The following is a 19,357-nucleotide window of genomic DNA, read 5'->3' on the forward strand; positions in this document are numbered from 1 at the left end:
CGGGCATGAGCCGCAGTGTAACGAAAACCGCATTCGCTCATCGACGCGAAATTCGCTATCATCCGCCCCCACCCACCAGCCGGCCGCCCGATGTCTACGATCACCGATACCTTTATCGCCCCGCCATGCCATGACCCAATAGAGATCCTCTATCAGGACGATCATCTGGCGCTGATCAATAAGCCGGCCGGGCTGCTCAGCCTCTCGGGCAAGAATCCGCAGAATCTCGATTCGGTACACCACCGGCTGGTACAGATCTTCCCCGGCTGCGCCCTGGTGCACCGCCTGGATTTCGGCACGTCCGGGTTGATGGTGGTGGCCCGCAACAAGGCCGCCAACGCCGCGCTCTGCCGGCAGTTCAGCGAGCGCACCGTCAGCAAAGTGTACAGCGCGCTGCTGTGCGGCCATCTGGCGGATAACGAAGGGGTCGTAGACGCGGCGATCGCCAAAGATCCGGCGCTGTTCCCGCTGATGTCGATTTGCGCCCTTCACGGCAAGCCCGCCCGCTCCCGCTATCGGGTCGTCGAGCGTTTTTATCGTGAAACGGAAGGCGGGATCTCGCTGCCGCTGACGCGGGTGCAGCTCACCCCGGAGACCGGGCGCACCCACCAGCTGCGTATTCACAGCCGGCAGTTGGGCCACCCTATTTTAGGCTGCGATCTGTACGGCGGGCGCCTGCTGCCGGGTACCGAACAGACGCCGCGGCTGATGCTGCACGCCAGCGAGCTGGACTTTGTGCACCCCATCAGCGGAGAGCGGATCGCCGCTCGTCACGCCGCGCCGTTCTGAACGCGGCTTACCACATCAAATCGTCGGGCACTTTAAAGTCGGCGTACGGATCGTCTTCATCCTGCTCTTCCTGACTCAGCGCACTGTGCAGCACAATGCTGGCCGCATCGCGCTGCGCGATTTTATCGGCGACGCTCGCGGGGATAATCGCGTATTCACACTCTTCCCGGTTCTCGACCACCAAGCGGGCAATGGCGAGGCGGCCATTGATCAGCTGAGTCTGCGTCGCCTTATCCACCAGGATTTTCTTGATCAGGTTGCCGTCGGTGAAGTTGAAACCAATATCACCTTTCGCCAGAACGATGCGGTTCATCTCGATCAGTTGCTTCACCTGCGCCTTGTATTCTTTGGACAGCGCGGCTTGCTTTTGCTGCTCGTTCAACTGCTTATCGCGCTCAAGCTGCGCCTTTTTATTCTCTTCCACCGCCTCTCTGGCCTCACGGGCCTGAACGCGTGATTTTTTAGCCGTTCTTTGGACTTTGGCCATTTTCTTGCTGGTTACCAAGCCCGCTTTGAGCATCTGCTCTTGTAAGGTGAGTTTTGTCATGTTCGTGTCTGAAGCCGTGGGATCATGGGGGGATTATACCCGTAATTTTTCAGGCTGCACCAGGTTGCCGGCCCGGTACGTTGGCGGTTTGCGCTGCAGGGCAACGGCGATAAACCGACCCGAACGCCAGATCATGAATAGCGCTCATGTGGTAATGAAATTAAGTCTCTTTCACTCCCTGCGGGACTCTGGCAAAAATAGACCTCATTAACGACAGACAATATGAAATCGGCTGAATGAAAAAAAGAGAAAAACAACCCATTGAAAAAAATGGATAAATCCAGCCATCATACCATATAACAGGATGCTATAAGACGATGAATAGAGACTTTACCTTTACGATTAAGAGCAGTTCTTTCGATGAAGATTATAACCCTTCTGAAAGTACGCGTATCACCACCAACTTCGCCAATTTGGCCAGAGGGGAAAACCGCCGGGAGAACCTGCGCAATACGCTGGTGATGATTAACAACCGCTTCAATACGTTGGCGCATTGGGATAACCCCAAGGCCGATCGCTATTCGGTCGAGCTTGAAATCATCTCGGTTGAGATGCGCGTTGAAGATCGGGGTGCCAGCTTCCCGGTGATCGAAATCCTGAAAACCAACATCATTGATAAAAAAACGCAAAAGCGTATCGAGGGCATCGTTGGGAACAATTTCTCCTCTTACGTGCGCGACTACGACTTTAGCGTCTTGCTGCCGGCGCACAATAAAAACACGGCGGAATTTACCATTCCGGATGATTTCGGCGATTTGCACGGCAATATCTTTAAGCACTTCGTCAATTCAAACGAATACCATGAAAATTTCAGCAAACCGCCGGTGATCTGCCTCAGCGTGTCCAGCAAAGACACCTACCATCGGACGGGCAATCAACACCCGGTGTTGGGCGACGAGTATCGGCAAGACGGCGCTTCGCTGACCGACCGGTATTTTAAAAAAATGGGCCTGCAGGTGCGCTACTTCATGCCGAAAAATAGCGTCGCGCCCCTGGCGTTTTATTTCCCCGGGGATTTGCTGAGCGATTACACCGATCTGGAACTGATCGGCACCATCAGCACGATGGAGACCTTCCAGAAAATTTATCGGCCTGAAATTTACAATGCCAACTCGGCGGCGGGGCAATGCTATCAGCCAAGCCTGAATAACCAGGATCATTCATTAACCAAGATTGTTTACGATCGCGAAGAGCGTAGCCAGTTAGCGATTGAGCAGGGGAAATTTACGGAAGAGCAATTTATCAAACCCTACAAACCTCTTCTTGAGCAATGGTCTGCTCACTACGCGCTTTGATTCACTCAAATACAGGTCATCTATTATGAAAATATTGCTCCCTACGTCGACCGCCGGCAGCTTGCCCAAACCTGTCTGGCTGGCCCAACCGGAAACCCTGTGGTCGCCTTGGAAATTGCAGAATGAAGAATTAATCGAAGGGAAACAGGACGCCTTGCGTTTGTCGCTGGCAGAGCAACAACAGGCCGGCATCGATATCGTCAGCGATGGCGAGCAAACGCGCCAGCACTTCGTCACGACGTTTATCGAACACCTCAGCGGCGTCGATTTCGAGAAACGCGAAGTGGTTAAAATCCGCAATCGCTACGAGGCGAGCGTGCCAACCGTTGTGGGGGCGGTCTCGCGCCAAAAACCCGTTTTCGTTGAAGACGCCAAATTTTTACGCCAGCTGACCAAGCAGCCGATTAAATGGGCCCTGCCGGGGCCGATGACCATGATCGACACGCTTTATGACAACCACTATAAAAGCCGCGAGAAATTGGCCTGGGAGTTCGCCAAGATCCTCAATCAGGAAGCTAAAGAGCTCGAGGCCGCCGGCGTCGACATTATTCAGTTTGATGAGCCCGCATTTAACGTGTTCTTTGACGAGGTGAATGACTGGGGCATTGCCGCCCTGGAAAGAGCCATTGAAGGGCTTAAGTGTGAAACCGCCGTACATATCTGCTATGGATATGGGATTAAAGCCAATACCGACTGGAAAAAGACGCTGGGCTCGGAATGGCGGCAATATGAAGAGGCGTTTCCGAAACTGCAAACGTCCAACATCGATATCATCTCCCTGGAGTGCCATAACTCGCACGTGCCGATGGACCTGCTTGAACTGATCCGCGGCAAAAAGGTGATGGTCGGCGCCATCGACGTAGCGAATCATGCCATTGAGACGCCAGAAGAAGTGGCCGCTACGCTGCGCAAAGCGCTGCAGTTTGTCGATGCCGACAAGCTCTATCCGTCGACCAACTGCGGCATGGCCCCCCTGCCCCGTCAGGTCGCCCGCGGCAAGCTGAATGCGTTAAGCGCAGGTGCCGAGATCGTGCGCCGAGAGCTGTTAGCCAAATAACCTTGCCAGCGCCCGCCACAGACACCTCCTGTGGCGGGCGATTATCATCAATTCCCCCTCCCCGCAACGTCCCCGCTCTGGTGTATACTCGGATTTCTACGCGATGCCAGCCACAGCGGTTTTGGTTCAGGCCTGGCCTGAACAGCCCTCAGCCAGCCCACACCAGCCGAATAACAGTGGAATAACCATGAGCCCAAATACCGCTCGCATCAGCGAAATCATCGATCGCGCCAGGATCTCCCCCTACCAAATCCTGATCCTCACCCTGTGTTTCCTCATTGCCCTGCTGGACGGTTTCGATACCGCCATCATCGGCTATATCGCCCCGGCGCTGCGCGAAGAGTGGGATCTGCTGCCCGCTCAGCTCTCTCCCGCCTTCGGTGCGGGGCTGTTCGGCCTGCTGATCGGCAGCCTGCTGTTCGGGCCGATCGCCGACGCCTTCGGCCGCAAACGCGTGCTGCTCGTCGCGGTGCTGGTGTTTGGCGGCTGCACCCTGGCTTCGGCCTATACGCATTCGATCGAATCCCTGACCCTGCTGCGCTTCATCACCGGCATTGGCCTCGGGGGCGCAATACCAACTTGCATCACCCTCAGCTCGGAGTACTCACCGGCGCGCCGCCGCATGCTGATGGTCACCTTGAGCTGGAGCGGCTTTACCGCTGGGTTAGCCCTGGGCGGCCTGCTGGCCGGGCAGATCATCCCGGCGTTCGGCTGGCGCGGCCTGCTGCTGGTCGGTGGCATCGCGCCGTTGGCGCTGCTGCCGCTGTTGGCCTGGCAGATGCCCGAATCAGTACGCTTTATGGCCGCCAGCGCCAAACATGCCGATCGGCTGCGCCGGGTGGTCGAGCGTATCACCGGCCAGCGTTGGGCCGGTGTGACGATTGTCGATGACGAGCGTCCGGCGCAGATCAAATCACCGATCTCGCATCTGTTTATCGAAGGGCGCGCCGTGCGCACCCTGCTGCTGTGGGCGGCGTTCTTCTGTTCGCTGTTCGTGTTCTACCTGCTCACCAGCTGGTTGCCGACGATACTCAAAGACGCCGGTTTCGATATCGCCCACGCCTCGCGCATCGGCGCGATGGTGCCGCTCGGCGGCACCCTGGGCGCCATTCTGATGGCGCTGCTGATGGATCGGGTCGGGCCCTACCGCGTGCTGGCCGTCTCCTACCTGGGTGCCGCGCTGGTGATTGGCGCCACCGGGTATCTGATGGGCGACGTCTACACGCTGGCCGCCGTCGTGTTCCTTATCGGCTTCGGCGTGGCCGGCGCGCAGAACGGCCTGAACCTGGTTTCCGCCACCCTTTACCCGACCGCAGCCCGCGTGACCGGCGTCAGTTGGGCCATGGCCAATGGCCGCTTTGGTTCGATCGTCGGCTCGATGCTCGGCGCCTGGATGATGACCGCCGCCGGCTCGACGGAGGTGTTCTTCCTCTGGCTGGCGCTGCCGGCGCTGTTGGGCGCCGCCGCCATCTTCCTGCTTTATCGCCTCAGCCTGCGCCGCCGCGTGCCGCTCACGGAGCCGGCAGCGGACATCTGACCGCCCTAAAAGAAAAGGCCGAGACGCCATCGGTAGCGTCTCGGCCTGCAGTAAAAAAGGGGGCCAAGGCCCCCTTCTGTGTTATTCCGCCTTGGCGGAAGCGTCTTCAGTGCGATACAGGTGCACGTCCATTTGCGGGAACGGAATGCCGATGTTGTGGGCATCCAGCGCGCGCTTGAAGTTTTCCATCAGATCGAAGTACACGTTCCAGTATTCCGCATTGGTGGTCCAGGAACGGGTCACAAAGTTCAGGGAAGATGGCGCCATCTCGTTCAGTCGCACGGTCACGCCTTTAGCGTGCATGATGCGCTTGTCGGCGGCGATCACATCGCCCAGCACCTTCTTCACCACGTCGATATCGGCGTTGTAGGCCACGCCTACCACGATATCCACACGGCGGTTCGGCTCGCGGGAGTAGTTGATGATGTTGCCGGCGATGATTTTACCGTTCGGCACCACGATGGTTTTGTTGTCTGCGGTGCGCAGGGTGGTGGAGAAAATCTGCACCTGATCGACGGTACCGGCCACGCCGCCCAGATCGACATATTCACCCACGCGCAGCGGGCGGAAGATCACCAGCAGCACGCCGGCGGCGAAGTTAGACAGCGAGCCTTGCAGCGCCAGGCCGACGGCCAAACCGGCGGCACCCAGCACGGCGATCACCGAGGTGGTCTGCACGCCGACGCGCCCCAGCACCGCGATGAAGGTGAACGCCAGCACGCCGTAACGTACGATCGCCGACAGGAAGTCTGCCACCGTGGCGTCGATGCCGCGCAGTTTCATCACGCGGTTCAGCGCATTGCCGACCACGCGGGCCACGATCGAACCGATGATCAGGATAACGATGGCGGCGACGATATTCACCGCGTACTGGATCAACAGATCCTGGTTCTTCACCAACCAGTTGCCGGCACCGTTGATGCCGTCTACTACATTCAAATCTTTCATTCGTGTCGTCCTAACTCAGTCCCTAACGGGAGAAACTCGCAAAAATACACTGGCCTCGGCAGCCAGTAGGAAACCACCGCCTAAGGGTAACCAACATTAAAGGCTCATGCCAACCGTCAGCGTTAAAAATAGCCGAAACCGCCCGCCGCGTCTTCTATGCTGAAAACAGCGCGTTGGCTATTTCACGACTAGGGATCCGTTCTTCATGCACATTCGCTCTTCGCTCAAACACTATTGGCAAGTGCGGCCCAGGCTGCTGTTTTCCGTCGGTGCCGGGCTGTTGTGCTTTCTGCTGCTGCCCGCCCAGCTCTCGTTGCTGCAGCGCCTGATGATCGGCTGGAATACGCTGGCCTGGCTCTATCTGCTGTTTCTCTGGCGGCTGATGCTGGTCAGCACACCGCAGCACATTCGCCAGATCGCTCGGCGACAGGATGAAAGCGCCAGCACGGTGTTGGCGCTGGTCAGTTTCGGTTGTCTGGTGAGCATTCTGGCGATCCTGTTCGAATTGAGCAGCGCCAAACAGGCCAGCGACTCGCTGAAAACGCTACATCTGGCGTTAACCGGCGCAACGCTGGCAGTCTCCTGGCTGCTGCTGCCGACCGCCTTCACCATGCACTATGCCCATCAGTTTTACCGTCAGGGCGCACAGCAGGATCCCTTGCCGCTGCTGTTTCCCGGCAATCTCACCGAGCCGACCTATCTGGACTTTGCCTACTTCTCCTTCACCATCGCGGTCGCGTCGCAAACGGCCGACGTGGCGGTCGGCGCCGCGGAGGTGCGTAAAATCGCGCTCGTGCAGTCGGTTATTTCGTTCGTGTTCAACATGCTGATCCTGGGCCTGTCGATCAACGTCGGTGCCGGCCTGCTGGGCTGAAAACGAAAAAGGCTCCCCGCAGGGAGCCTTATGCACGTGCAACAGGTGCCGAAGATTACAGAACGTCTACCGCGTTCAGATCTTTGAAAGCCTGCTCCAGACGCGTCACCATGCTGGTCTGCGCTGCGCGCAGCCATACGCGTGGATCATAGTATTTCTTGTTCGGCTGATCGGCGCCTTTCGGGTTGCCCAGTTGGCCCTGCAGGTAAGCTTCGTTCGCTTTGTAGTACTGCAGGATGCCATCCCAGGTCGCCCATTGGGTGTCGGTGTCGATGTTCATTTTGATCACGCCGTAACCCACAGACTCTTTGATCTCTGCGTCGGTAGAACCGGAACCGCCGTGGAACACGAAGTTCAGGCTGTTGTGCGGCAGGTTGAATTTCTTGGACACGTAGTCCTGAGAATCACGCAGGATGGTCGGAGTCAGCTTAACGTTGCCTGGCTTGTACACGCCGTGCACGTTACCGAAGGAGGCTGCGATGGTGAAGCGCGGGCTGATGGCGTTCAGTTTTTCGTACGCGTAAGCCACGTCTTCCGGCTGGGTGTACAGTGCGGAAGCGTCCATATGGCTGTTGTCCACGCCATCTTCTTCACCGCCGGTGCAGCCCAGTTCGATTTCCAACGTCATGCCGATTTTGGCCATGCGCTTCAGGTAGGCGCTGCAGATCTCGATGTTTTCTTCCAGAGATTCTTCAGACAGATCGATCATGTGGGAAGAGAACAGCGGTTTGCCGGTAGCGGCGAAGTGCTTCTCGCCGGCGTCCAGCAGGCCGTCCAGCCATGGCAGCAGTTTCTTCGCGCAGTGGTCGGTGTGCAGGATCACCGGCACGCCGTAGTGTTCAGCCATCTGGTGAACGTGGTGTGCGCCAGAGATAGCGCCCAGAATCGCTGCACCCTGAGGCACATCGGTCTTCACGCCTTTGCCGGCGATGAACGCGGCGCCGCCGTTGGAGAACTGAACGATAACCGGCGCGCGCACTTTAGCCGCGGCTTCCAGCACTGCGTTGATGGAGTCGGTACCCACGCAGTTTACCGCTGGCAGCGCAAAGTTGTTCTCTTTAGCAACTGCGAAGACTTTCTGAACGTCATCACCCGTGATGACACCCGGTTTTACGAAATCAAAAATTTTAGACATGTTACTTTGTCCTGTTTCGTCGGCCGTAGATGGATGTAAATCGATGTTTTCACGCCGCGCAGCGTGAGCCGCGCGGTATAAAACAAACGGGCGGCTTTCGCCTCCCGTTGTCTGAATTACTGCTTAGCGCGCTCTTCCAGCATCACGACTGCAGGCAGCGGTTTCCCTTCAACGAATTCCAGGAATGCGCCACCGCCGGTGGAGATGTAGGAAATTTTGTCAGCGATACCGAACAGATCGATGGCTGCCAGAGTGTCGCCGCCGCCAGCGATAGAGAAAGCGTCGCTATCGGCGATCGCGCGGGCGACAATTTCGGTGCCCTTACGGAAGTTAGGGAACTCGAATACGCCAACCGGGCCATTCCACAGAATGGTCTTGGCGTTCTTCAGGATAACGGCCAGACGCTCGGCAGAGACGTCGCCCATATCCAGAATTTGCTCGTTGTCCTGGATCTCGTTGGCCTGCTTCACGGTCGCGGTCGCGGTTTCAGAGAACTCGGTCGCCACGCGCACGTCGGTCGGAACCGGGATGTCGCAGGTTTCCAGCAGTTTCTGCGCGTTCGGGATCAGATCCGGTTCGTACAGGGACTGGCCCACGTTGTTGCCCTGCGCCGCCACGAAGGTGTTGGCGATGCCGCCGCCGACGATCAGCTGATCGGCGATTTTGGACAGGGAATCCAGCACGGTCAGTTTGGTGGAGACTTTAGAGCCGCCCACGATGGCGACCATCGGACGGGCCGGGTTGCCCAGGGCCTTGCCCAGCGCTTCCAGCTCGGCGGACAGCAGCGGGCCGGCACAGGCGACAGGCGCGAACTTGCCCACGCCGTGGGTGGAAGCCTGCGCGCGGTGCGCGGTGCCGAACGCGTCCATCACGTACACGTCGCACAGCGCCGCGTATTTCTTGGACAGGGTTTCGTCGTCTTTCTTCTCGCCCTTGTTGAAGCGAACGTTTTCCAGCACCACCAGTTCGCCTTCGGCGACGTCGACGCCATCCAGATAATCCTTCGCCAGACGCACTGGGGATTTCAGATGATCTTTCAGGTAGTTGACCACAGGCAGCAGGGAGAATTCTTCGTTGTACTCGCCTTCGGTAGGACGACCCAGGTGGGAGGTTACCATCACGCGGGCGCCTTGCTTCAGCGCAGCTTCGATAGTCGGCAGGGAAGCGCGGATACGCGCGTCGGAAGTCACTTTACCGTCTTTTACCGGCACGTTCAGATCGGAGCGGATCAGTACGCGTTTACCCGCCAGATCCAGATCGGTCATCTTAATTACAGACATGGTGAACCCTCTTTATTGAATCTCTATAAAATTGCCTGAGCAGCGCGCCCATCACGCCGGCGCCGCCGTACTAGAAACCGCTGGCGGCCATTGCCCGTGTTGTATCCAACATCCGATTGGCAAAGCCCCATTCATTGTCGCACCAGACCAAGGTCTTTATCAGGTGCTGCCCGCTGACCCGGGTCTGCGTACCGTCGACGATAGCGCTGTGCGGGTCATGGTTAAAATCGATCGAGACCAATGGTAATTCCGTGTAGTCAACTATACCACGAAATGATTCCCGTGCGGCCTTTTGCAACAGCTGGTTGACCTCCGCCACCTTCACCGCGGCGCTCACACTGACGCTAAGATCGATAGCCGTCACGTTGATGGTCGGCACGCGCACCGAGATAGCCTCGAAGCGATCGCAAAACTGCGGGAAGATGCGGGTGATGCCCGCGGCCAGCTTGGTATCGACCGGAATGATCGACTGGCTCGCCGCGCGGGTGCGCCGCAAATCCGCGTGATACGCGTCGATCACCGGCTGATCGTTCATCGCCGAGTGAATGGTGGTCACGGTGCCGGACTCGATGCTGTAGGCGTCGTCCAGCAGCTTGATCACCGGAATAATGCAGTTGGTGGTGCACGAGGCGTTGGACACGATGCGGTGTTCCGCCAGCAGCGTCTGATGGTTGACGCCAAACACGATGGTGGCGTCCAGATCGTTGCCGCCCGGATGGGCGAACAGCACTTTCTTCGCCCCCGCCGCCAGATGGGCTTCGCCATCCGCCCGGCTGCCGTACACGCCGCTGCAGTCCAGCACCACGTCGACGCCCAGCTCGCCCCAGGGCAACTGCTCCACCGCCGGCTGGTGCAACAGGCGAATCGCGTCGTCTCCGACGCTCAGCGTGTCGCACTCTTGCCGCACATCCCACGCAAAGCGGCCGTGGCTGGAATCGTACTTCAGCAGATGGGCCATGCCTTCGGCGTTCGCCAGCTCGTTGATCGCCACCACGGAGATTTCCGCCCGTCGTCCCGATTCGTACAGTGCGCGCAATACGCTGCGGCCGATGCGGCCAAAGCCGTTTATCGCTATGCGGATGGTCATGCTGCTCCTGAAAAAGGGCCGTCCACGCCGGGTGATTCACCGGCGCCGCCCGGCGCTGACTGGTTGTCTCACTAACCCGCATAGAGTAGTGGATCGTACCGCCCGCTGTGAATCGCCGAGTTTGCATTATTCCCGCGCTTCAGCGGTTTTTCACCGCCGTCACATCGGCATTTCTGTTGAAGAGTGCTTCAACTGAAACGCTTCAGCTGAGCATAAACCAAAGTTTTGGCAAAAGGAACAGGTGCGACAGTTCCTCAGGTAACGGACGGAGTTTTACGAGCATAAGATGATCTGGCGCACATTTTTGGCCTCAAGACCGCGACGAATTTTCGCTCGCCGGCCCCGTTTCGCCGTAGTGCTCACGAAAATAGTCGCGCAAAAATTCGACCGTCACCCGCACTTTCGCCGACGTTGCCAGCCGGGAAACGTACACCGCCCAGAAAAGATCGCTGCTAGCGGTTTAACTCTGTAAACGGAGCGCCCGCATCGGCGGGCGTCCTTATTAGGCTTTCGGGAATATCCACAAATGCTCGGCCGGCAGGGAGAGCCGGCACAGCGTTTGATCGCGCGCCTCGTGGCCATAGGCACGCACCACGAAATCTTCGGCCACGGTGCGGAACAGGTATTCCCAGCGATCGCCGAGATACATGCTGGTCAGCAACGGCAGCTCAAGCTGGTTGCCCTGCGGATCTTCGCCCAACCGCACGCGCTCGACGCGGATCACCGCCGTGCCCTCCTGCCCGACCTGCACGCCTTCGCCCGCTTTGCCCCACAGCGCCCAATCCTTACCTTCGATGCGCGCCCGATCGCCTTCCAGCGCGACGACCTTGCCCGGCAACCGGTTGTTGCTGCCCATGAACTCGGCGGTGAACAGCGTGGTGGGCGAGCCGTACATCTCCTGCGGCGTGCCCTGCTGTTCGATTTTGCCGTTATTGAGCAGCAGGATGCGATCGGAAATGGCCATCGCCTCGTTCTGATCGTGAGTCACCATCAGTGCCGACAGACCGAGCTTGATGATCAACTCGCGCAGGAATACCCGCGCCTCTTCGCGCAGCTTGGCGTCGAGGTTGGACAGCGGCTCATCCAGCAGGATCACCGGCGGGTTGTAGACCAGCGCGCGCCCGATCGCCACGCGCTGCTGCTGGCCGCCGGAGAGCTGGTGCGGATGGCGTTTGGCCAAATGCCCCAGCCCGAGTTGATCCAGCACCGCCTGCACCCGCTGGGCGATTTCCGCCGAGGCGGTCTTACGCAGTTTCAGCGGGTAAGCGACGTTCTCAAACACCGTTTTATGCGGCCACAGGGCGTAGGACTGAAACACCAGCCCCAGATTGCGCTCTTCGGCGGGAATTTCACTGCGTGCGCTGCCGTTGTACACCGCGCTGTTGCCGATGACGATCCGCCCCTGGCTCGGTTTCTCCAGCCCGGCTACCGCCCGCAGCAGCGTGGTTTTGCCGCTGCCCGACGGGCCCAGCAGCGAGACCACTTCGCCCCGTTTCAGATCCATCGACACCCCTTTCAACACCGGGTTGTCGCCATAGGTCAAATGCAGATTCTCTACCGAAAGTTCAATCATGTAATTTCACTCCAAAGCGCAAGGCGATCCCCAGCCCCAACACCACCAGCAGGATATTGATGAACGACAGCGCGGCGACGATATCGATAGCGCCCGCGGCCCACAGGGAAACCAGCATCGAGCCGATGGTTTCCGTGCCCGGAGACAGCAGATACACCCCGGTGGAATATTCGCGTTCAAAGATCAGGAACATCAGCAACCAGGAGCCGATCAGGCCGTAGCGCGACAGCGGAATGGTGACGTGGCGGGTGATCTGGCCGCGGCTGGCGCCGGCGCTGCGCGCCGCCTCCTCCAGCTCCGGTCCCACCTGCAGCAGCGTAGAAGAGATCAGCCGCAGGCCGTAAGCCATCCACACCACGGTGTAGGCCAGCCAGACGCTGAAGATGGTGCTGCGCAGCGAACGCAGCCAGACGATCACGTTCTCGCGCAGCCATTCTGCCATCGGCAGCACTGACAGCCAGCCTTCCTTAAGCGATTTGTCCAGCCACATCGGCAGGAACAGAAACACCCACAGGAACGCCAGGCCGGCCAACAGCCCCGGCACCGCGCGCGGCACCAGCACGCTGTAGTCGAGGAAGCGCGTGGCGCCATCCGGCTTGCGGTGCATGGCAATGCCGATAAACAGATAGCACGCCACCGCCAGCGCCCCGCCGATCACCCCGATCGCCATCGAGTTGACGATGGCGCGCAGCAGGTTGGGTTGCGCCCAGATGGTGCGGAAGGTGTTGATCGACAGTTCGTCCCAGACAGACACGCCCACGCCCCAGTTGGAGATAAAGGCGCGCAGCACTACGCCGATCAGCGGCACGCCGATGGTCACGGTCAGCCAGAACATCACCACCGCGCCGGCCACCCAGCGCCATTTGCCCAGCGGCAGCGCGCGCGCCTGCGAGGCTTTGCCCTTGACGGTGACGAAACGGTTGGCGGTACGCATCAGCCTGCGCTGCAGCATCACCAATGGAATGGTGATGCAGATCAGCACCACCGCTACCGCCGCCATCAGGTGGTAAGAAGGCGTGCCCAGCTTGTTGGTCAACTGATACAGGTAGGTCGCCAGCACCAGGTTGCCTTCCGGATCGCCCAGCACCAGCATCAGGCCGAACACCTCCAGCCCGAGGAAGAACAGCAGCACCCCGGCGTACAAGATAGACGGCCGCACCATCGGCAAACTGACGGCGGTCATCACCTGCAGCGGCGTAGCGCCGGCGGTGCGCGCCGCTTCTTCAACGTCGGAGCCCACGCTGCGCAGCGCCGAGGAGATGTACAGATACGCGTGGGGCACGTGCGTCAACCCGGCTATCACCACGATGCTGGCCATCGAATAGATGTTCCACGGCACGAAACCCAGCAACGCTTCCGCCCACAGCGAGAAGAAGCCGACCGGCCCCGCCGCCACCACGTAACCGAAACCCAGCACCATCGGCGACACGAAGATCGGTACCAGAATCAGCGGTTCGATGATCCGCCGCCCCGGCAGATCGGTGCGCACCATCAGAAAGGCCAAAATGCCGCCGAGCGGGATGGCGATAATCACCAGGCCGAATGCCAGAATAAAGCCGCTTTTCAGCGCCTTGTAGAAATCCGGATCGGTAAAGATGAACTCGAAGGCCTCCAGGCTGAAGACCTTGGAGGGAGAGAAAAACGGAGCCGAGAGGAAGCTTTGAATGATGATAAACGACAGGGGGACATAGATAACCAGCGCGGTTATCAACACCACCAGGCCGCGCGGCAGGCTCTGCCACTTTCTGCGCCATGCTTGCATAAATGCTCCCTATGGTTGTAAACGACGACCAAAGGGCGCGCGCCCGTGCGGCAGGCGCGCGTCCGAATGCAGTCCCTGTTATTTCGCCGCGGCGGCGCGCCATTGTTTGATGTAGTCGAGACGTTTGGCCGGCTGCAGATATTCCAGCAGGCTGTCATCGACCGGGATCGGCTTGAGCGCGTTACCCAACAGCTTGGTCATGCCATCGATGTCGTTCTTGCCTTCGATGTCGTTGCGGATCGAGGGGATATCCGCCTGATTGGCGAGAATATTTTGCCCTTTCTCCGACAGCACGTAGTCGAACCACAGCTTGGCGGCATTAGGGTTGCCGGCCTCTTTGCTGATGAAGCTCACGCGCGACAGCACCAGGGTATAGTCTTTCGGATAGACGATGCCGAGCGACGGATCGCTCTTGGCGCGGGCCTCGGCGTATGAACCGAGGATATTGAAGCCGATCAGGTTTTCACCGGAGGAGACGCGCTCCATCATGGTGCCGGTGGAAGATTGCACCGCCAGCCCGCCCTTGGCCACGTCGGCCAGCGTTTTGAAGTAGTTAGGATCGGCCTTGAAGTCCTGCACCGACAGCATGAAGCCGACGCCGGATTTTTCGATGTCGTAGGTGGTGACTTTCTTCTTGAATTTGTCCGTCTGGCCGGCGATCAGTTTAGCCAGCGCCGCGTGTGAATCCGGCACATCGCCCTGCGGGATCAGCCGTTTGTTATAGATAAACACCACCGGCTCATAGGTGGTGCCATACACTTTATCTTGCCATACCGCCCATTTTGGCAGCTGAGCCCGCTCCGGAGAGGCATACTCCTGCGCGTAATCGCCCGCCAGTTTCAAAATGGTGTCCATCGACGAACTCCACACCAGGTCGCCGCTGGTGCCGCCGGCCGCCTGCTCGCTGATAAAGCGGTTATACAGTTCGGTGCTGTTCATGTCGTTGTATTCGACCTTGATGCCCGGATACAACGCCTCGAACCCCTGGATCAGCGGCGCCGCCGCCTTGGTGTCGGTGGTTGAATAAATCACCACCTTGCCTTCTTTCTTCGCGCCGTCGACCAGTTTCTGATAGTCGGCGGGGTAGCCCGCCGGGAAGGCCGCATAGGCGGAAACGGAGCCCAGTAAGGTGATAGCAGCTACGGTCGCGCTGATTTTTTTCATCATCATCCATCCCCTGATCACATTTAATAAACCAAAAATTAACATACAGTTAATATTTATGACGAGGCAACGGCGTTGCTTGTTATCTTTCGGTTTTGTGAGGTTGGACGTTTTTCAGCCAATAAAAAGCCCGGCAGCGCGGGCTTTACAGCACTTCCTATCGCAGACTATTCGGCCAGGTGAGAGCGCCGCAGCAGGCGAATTCGCTGTACGATGGCAACCCCCAGCAGCGTCAGAACAAATCCCGCCAGCTGCACCAGCGACAACGCCTCACCAAACAGCGCGTAAGCCTGCAGCGCCGCCGCCGGCGGCACCAGCAGCATCAGCGCGGTAATGCGAGTCAAATCGCCGTGGCGCACCATCCAAATGAACAGCGCGGTGCCGCCCAGCGACAACACGCCGGCCGACCACAGCAGCGAGAACCACAGCGTTGGCGAATTGTCCCAGGCGCCTGAGCCCATTACGGCCGCCAGTACGCCGGTCACGATCGCCGCGCCGAGGTGCTGAATGGCGCCTGCCGCCCGCAGATCGGCCGCTGCCAGCGAAGACTTCTGCACCATGATGCCTATCGTCAGCGCAACGATGCTGCCAAACCCCATCAGGATCGGCAGCAGCGCCATATTGCCGACGTCGATGCCGGTCAGCCGCGGGGAGAGCACCAGCGCAACGCCGATAAAACCGACCGCCAGCCCGGCCCAGGAACGTAACCCGATCGGCTTACGCAGCACCAGCGCGAAAATCAGCGCGGTAAACAGCGGCTGCAATCCGCCGATCAGCGACATTACTCCGGCTGCCAGGCCGTTCGCCACCGCCCACCAGCTTGCGGCAAGGTAAACACCGTTCATCAACATGCCGGTCAGCAGGTGCATTACGAACTGTCGCCCCTTGGGCCAGGCGCAATGCAGCGCCAGCAGAGCGAATACTGCCGCGGCGATCAAAAAGCGAAAGGTCAGGAAAAGGTTGGGATCGGCATGATCCGCCACCGCCCGCGCGGCAATAAAACCGGTCGACCAAATTAATATCAGGAAAAACGGCGCAATCAATGCCTTTCGCCGATCGCGTTTTTCGCGCTGGGTTATTTCCATATCACTACCTAAAAAATGCCGTTGATGAATTAATGCAGAGCATACTAACCAATTTAACACGGGCTTAACAGTATCGACGCTGGCACCAAGCAGGCGTGGTGAACATAATTGCGGGAAATAATGAAGTTTCAATCTTATATAATTCACCAAGCTTATAATTAATTCCACCACGTTACGATAATGTAAATTAATTGCTACATCCGGTATAACTATTCCCCTCCTGGCGGCATTGTCGGAATAATTCCCCTTTGCTAGCCTTCCTGAAGCCACTTAATTAACTGGACTGACTCATGGCCGAAATCACTGATTTTATGAAACTGGATATGCGTATTGGCGAAATTATTTCCGTGGAATATAACGACAAGGCATTAAAACCCGCCTATAAGCTGCGCATTGATTTCGGCGAAGAAATTGGCATTAAAAACAGCTCGGCGCAATTATGCGAAAACTATCAGGAAGATGATCTGCTTGGAAAAAAAGTCATCTCCGTCGTTAATTTCCCCGCCAGGCGGGTTGCCGGATTTAAATCTGAAGTGCTGGTACTTGCCGCGGTCACCCGGGATCAAGGCACTGTCTTGCTGAAACCCGATGTCGACGTGGAGATCGGCAGCAAGATTTTATAATCGCCACATCATTCGTGAGGCCACCGAGAAATGCGACAGTTATCCCTGCTTGATGAAGTTAAGAAGGCGTACCAGGAACACCGTTCAGCCTTTATCCCCGGCGCCACCATGCAAGCGATCCTGCTGGCGCTGGGCGCGCGGCCGGAAGATTTCGCCAGGCTGCAGCAGGTCAGCGCCAATCTGGCGGACGATCCCACACTGCCTTTCCGCAAGTCCAGAAACGGCCGCTTCTGCTTCGACTTCGATCGCGCCCAGATTGAGCGGCTGGAGTTCCAGCCTTTCGTGCTCTCGGTCGAGGAAGACTTCATCCGCTACGATTCGGGAAAGGTGCGCCATTTCCGCGGCATCAACGACGATCTGCAGTTGAATACGGCATTTCAGGCACTGATGAAATTCAAAGCCTACGTGATCGATGGCGTGAGCGTGACGCCGCGCCCCCGGCTTAATCAGGAGATCAACAAATTCGTCTGCACGGTGTTCAACCTGCGCACCGTCACCACGCCGCAGATGTTGGGCGAACCGGCGCTGGAAGGCGTACACAGCGACGGCGTCGACCACACCATGACGACCTTCCTCGGCTGCGACAACATGACCGACGACAGCGCCAAGACCTTTATTCACGATATGCGCGAAACCAGCGGGATCAAATTCGATCGCGCCCGGCCGGAATGGATTTTGGGCGAAATACAGCATCGGCATTTCCTCGATACCCTGCTGATTGTCGACCATGAGCGCAAACACAGCCTCTCACCGGTGGAAGCGCAGGACAAACGCCGGCATTCGACCCGTGATATGCTGATCTTTTTCACCCGTAAACCGGTCGAAGACGGCCACGTCTCCTTCGCGTATGACTCTTTTAAACCGCATATCGAAATCCCGCTGTCGATAGACATGGTGGCGCGCGCGAGCTAACGCGCTGCCGGGCCGGCCGCCAGGATCCCTCTGTGCGGCCGGTTCACGCCGGGGTAAACAGCGCTGGATTAATCAGGTTTTTGTCGCCGAATTATTATATCCTGCCGGACGAAAATTTTTGCGGGCTTACGCTGCCCCACGCGCCTCCTCCTGCAGTGCTTCATTCCGCAGCCAGGCCGTTTATTTCATGAATACAGGCAGTGCCATACCGTTATGACCAAGAGTTTATCCCCGAAAGACATTATCGCCCTGGGCTTTATGACCTTCGCCCTGTTTGTCGGCGCCGGCAACATCATTTTCCCCCCGCTAGTGGGGCTGCAGTCCGGTGAGCATCTGTGGCCGGCCGCCCTCGGTTTTATGGTGACCGCCGTCGCCCTGCCGGTGATTGCCGTGATCGCGCTGGCGCGCGTCGGCGGCAGCATCAGCCTGCTGACTGGCCCCATCGGCCGCACAGCCGGCCTGCTGTTGGCGACCGTCTGCTATCTGGCGCTGGGCCCGCTGTTCGCCACCCCGCGAACCGCCAATGTTTCTTTCGCCCTCGGCATCGCGCCCTTCACCGGCGACGGCGCCCTGCCGCAGTTCATCTACAGCCTGCTGTTCTTTACCCTGGCGATGGTCGTGTCGCTGTATCCCGGCCGCTTGCTCGACAACGTCGGCCATATTCTGGCGCCGCTGAAAATTCTGGCGCTGGCCGCGCTCGGCATCGCCGCCCTGGTCTGGCCCGCCGGTGCGCCGGTCTCCGCCGTCGGCAGCTATCAGGCCGCGGCGTTTTCCACCGGCTTCGTTCAGGGTTATCAAACCATGGACACGCTGTCGGCGTTGATGTTCGGCTCGATTATCGTCACCGCCGCCCGCTCGCGCGGCGTCAGCGACAGCGGCCTGCTGCTGCGCTACACCCTCTGGGCCAGCCTGATCGCCGGCGTCGGCCTGACTCTGGTCTATATCTGCATGTTCAAGCTCGGCGCCGGCAGCGGCAGCCTGGTCGGGAACGATGCTCAGGATGGCGCGGCAATCCTGCACGCCTATGTGCAGCACACCTTCGGCGATCTGGGCAGCGTCTTTATGGCGGTGCTGATGTTCATCGCTTGCCTGGTGACGGCGGTCGGCATGACCTGTGCCTGCGCGGACTTCTTCTCCCGCTACCTGCCGCTCTCTTACCGCACGCTGGTGGTTATCCTCGCCCTCTTCGCCATGCTGGTTTCCAACATGGGGCTGGCCAATCTGATCCGCGTCTCGCTGCCGGTGCTGACGGCGATCTACCCGCCCTGCATCGCGCTGGTATTGCTCAGCTTCAGCCAGGACCGCTGGCGCAGCGCCAAGCGCGTCTTCGCGCCGGTGATCGCTACCAGCCTGGTGTTTGGCCTCGCCGACGGCCTGAAAGCCTCCAGCTTCAGCAGCCTGCTGCCCGTCTGGTTCGATAAGCTGCCGCTGGCCGAACAGGGTCTGGTCTGGCTGCAGCCTACGCTGCTGGTGCTGTTGCTGGCGGCGGCTTACGACCGGTTGCGCAGCGCCGAAAGCATCAAGACCGCGTCGTAAACGCGGTTTCCGCCCATAAAAAAAGCCGGTCATAATGACCGGCTTTTTTATCGGCTTGCGCCCGGCCGCTTACTTCAGCAGTGCCTGCGCCTTGGCCACCACGTTGTCCACGGTGAAGCCGAACTCGGCGAACAGCTGCTCCGCCGGCGCCGA

The 19,357-nt window shown here is 58.9% G+C and carries 17 protein-coding genes and 2 pseudogenes; 8 read left to right on the top strand and 11 right to left on the bottom strand.

Going from position 1 to position 19,357, the window contains the following annotated elements:
- Positions 1 to 90: 90 nt before the first annotated feature.
- On the top strand, positions 91 to 789 hold the full coding sequence (locus ACJ8HA_RS19805) for an RluA family pseudouridine synthase (RefSeq protein ID WP_049296200.1): 699 nt from the start codon (positions 91 to 93) through the stop codon (positions 787 to 789).
- Positions 790 to 796: 7 nt separating this feature from the next.
- On the opposite strand, the gene ACJ8HA_RS19810 is transcribed toward ACJ8HA_RS19805, so the two are convergent.
- Positions 797 to 1,336: a DUF2058 domain-containing protein gene (locus ACJ8HA_RS19810; RefSeq protein ID WP_033635867.1), complete on the bottom strand. Its 540-nt coding sequence runs from the start codon at positions 1,334 to 1,336 to the stop codon at positions 797 to 799.
- A gap of 317 nt (positions 1,337 to 1,653) precedes the next feature.
- Here ACJ8HA_RS19810 and ACJ8HA_RS19815 point away from each other — a divergent pair, with 317 nt between their 5' ends.
- The 3 genes from ACJ8HA_RS19815 (at position 1,654) to ACJ8HA_RS19825 (ending at position 5,225) form a co-directional block, all read left to right on the top strand.
- On the top strand, positions 1,654 to 2,631 hold the full coding sequence (locus tag ACJ8HA_RS19815; protein WP_089181260.1) for a DUF1852 domain-containing protein: 978 nt from the start codon (positions 1,654 to 1,656) through the stop codon (positions 2,629 to 2,631).
- A gap of 25 nt (positions 2,632 to 2,656) precedes the next feature.
- The gene (locus ACJ8HA_RS19820) at positions 2,657 to 3,688 is read left to right on the top strand and encodes a methionine synthase (protein ID WP_049206152.1); all 1,032 of its coding nucleotides are present in this window, start codon (positions 2,657 to 2,659) and stop codon (positions 3,686 to 3,688) included.
- Positions 3,689 to 3,875: 187 nt separating this feature from the next.
- Positions 3,876 to 5,225, top strand: coding sequence for an MFS transporter (locus ACJ8HA_RS19825; protein ID WP_049206153.1), 1,350 nt, complete (start codon positions 3,876 to 3,878; stop codon positions 5,223 to 5,225).
- A gap of 81 nt (positions 5,226 to 5,306) precedes the next feature.
- On the opposite strand, the gene mscS is transcribed toward ACJ8HA_RS19825, so the two are convergent.
- On the bottom strand, positions 5,307 to 6,173 hold the full coding sequence (mscS, locus tag ACJ8HA_RS19830) for a small-conductance mechanosensitive channel MscS (protein WP_025304177.1): 867 nt from the start codon (positions 6,171 to 6,173) through the stop codon (positions 5,307 to 5,309).
- A gap of 205 nt (positions 6,174 to 6,378) precedes the next feature.
- Here mscS and ACJ8HA_RS19835 point away from each other — a divergent pair, with 205 nt between their 5' ends.
- Positions 6,379 to 7,047, top strand: a complete 669-nt coding sequence (locus tag ACJ8HA_RS19835) for a DUF1345 domain-containing protein (protein ID WP_025304178.1) — start codon at positions 6,379 to 6,381, stop codon at positions 7,045 to 7,047.
- Between the two features lie 55 nt (positions 7,048 to 7,102).
- Here ACJ8HA_RS19835 and fbaA read toward each other — a convergent pair whose 3' ends face one another.
- The 8 genes and pseudogenes from fbaA to ACJ8HA_RS19875 form a co-directional block, all read right to left on the bottom strand.
- Positions 7,103 to 8,182 (bottom strand): class II fructose-bisphosphate aldolase, encoded by a 1,080-nt coding sequence (fbaA, locus tag ACJ8HA_RS19840; protein WP_025304179.1) that lies wholly within the window; start codon positions 8,180 to 8,182, stop codon positions 7,103 to 7,105.
- Between the two features lie 116 nt (positions 8,183 to 8,298).
- Positions 8,299 to 9,462 (bottom strand): phosphoglycerate kinase, encoded by a 1,164-nt coding sequence (gene pgk / locus ACJ8HA_RS19845; RefSeq protein ID WP_025160206.1) that lies wholly within the window; start codon positions 9,460 to 9,462, stop codon positions 8,299 to 8,301.
- Between the two features lie 70 nt (positions 9,463 to 9,532).
- Positions 9,533 to 10,549, bottom strand: coding sequence for an erythrose-4-phosphate dehydrogenase (gene epd / locus ACJ8HA_RS19850; RefSeq protein WP_004931582.1), 1,017 nt, complete (start codon positions 10,547 to 10,549; stop codon positions 9,533 to 9,535).
- Between the two features lie 310 nt (positions 10,550 to 10,859).
- A pseudogene (locus ACJ8HA_RS19855) lies at positions 10,860 to 10,988 on the bottom strand (LysR family transcriptional regulator); the annotation flags it as partial.
- A gap of 63 nt (positions 10,989 to 11,051) precedes the next feature.
- The gene (locus tag ACJ8HA_RS19860; RefSeq protein WP_043142690.1) at positions 11,052 to 12,122 is read right to left on the bottom strand and encodes an ABC transporter ATP-binding protein; all 1,071 of its coding nucleotides are present in this window, start codon (positions 12,120 to 12,122) and stop codon (positions 11,052 to 11,054) included.
- A complete protein-coding gene (locus tag ACJ8HA_RS19865; protein WP_025304187.1) occupies positions 12,115 to 13,884 on the bottom strand; it encodes an ABC transporter permease in 1,770 nt (589 codons plus the stop codon). Before ACJ8HA_RS19865 ends, ACJ8HA_RS19860 begins: the two co-directional genes overlap by 8 nt.
- 78 nt (positions 13,885 to 13,962) lie before the next feature.
- Positions 13,963 to 15,051 carry an ABC transporter substrate-binding protein gene (locus tag ACJ8HA_RS19870; RefSeq protein WP_043142713.1) on the bottom strand — a complete coding sequence of 363 codons (1,089 nt, stop codon included), beginning with the start codon at positions 15,049 to 15,051 and terminating at the stop codon, positions 13,963 to 13,965.
- A gap of 164 nt (positions 15,052 to 15,215) precedes the next feature.
- Positions 15,216 to 16,133: a DMT family transporter gene (locus ACJ8HA_RS19875; RefSeq protein ID WP_049208243.1), complete on the bottom strand. Its 918-nt coding sequence runs from the start codon at positions 16,131 to 16,133 to the stop codon at positions 15,216 to 15,218.
- Positions 16,134 to 16,423: 290 nt separating this feature from the next.
- Between ACJ8HA_RS19875 and ACJ8HA_RS19880 the strand changes: the two genes are divergently transcribed.
- From ACJ8HA_RS19880 to brnQ, 3 genes are all read left to right on the top strand, one after another.
- Positions 16,424 to 16,756 (top strand): tRNA-binding protein, encoded by a 333-nt coding sequence (locus ACJ8HA_RS19880; RefSeq protein ID WP_025304190.1) that lies wholly within the window; start codon positions 16,424 to 16,426, stop codon positions 16,754 to 16,756.
- Between the two features lie 30 nt (positions 16,757 to 16,786).
- Positions 16,787 to 17,668, top strand: a complete 882-nt coding sequence (locus ACJ8HA_RS19885) for a 2OG-Fe dioxygenase family protein (RefSeq protein WP_025304191.1) — start codon at positions 16,787 to 16,789, stop codon at positions 17,666 to 17,668.
- A gap of 213 nt (positions 17,669 to 17,881) precedes the next feature.
- Positions 17,882 to 19,204, top strand: a complete 1,323-nt coding sequence (brnQ, locus tag ACJ8HA_RS19890; protein ID WP_442515462.1) for a branched-chain amino acid transport system II carrier protein — start codon at positions 17,882 to 17,884, stop codon at positions 19,202 to 19,204.
- A gap of 69 nt (positions 19,205 to 19,273) precedes the next feature.
- Here brnQ and ACJ8HA_RS19895 read toward each other — a convergent pair.
- Positions 19,274 to 19,357: pseudogene (locus ACJ8HA_RS19895) on the bottom strand (transketolase-like TK C-terminal-containing protein); the annotation flags it as partial.

Origin of the sequence: Serratia sp. CY33802 (assembly GCF_052169095.1) — a bacterium.
GTDB classification, from domain to species: domain Bacteria; phylum Pseudomonadota; class Gammaproteobacteria; order Enterobacterales; family Enterobacteriaceae; genus Serratia; species Serratia bockelmannii.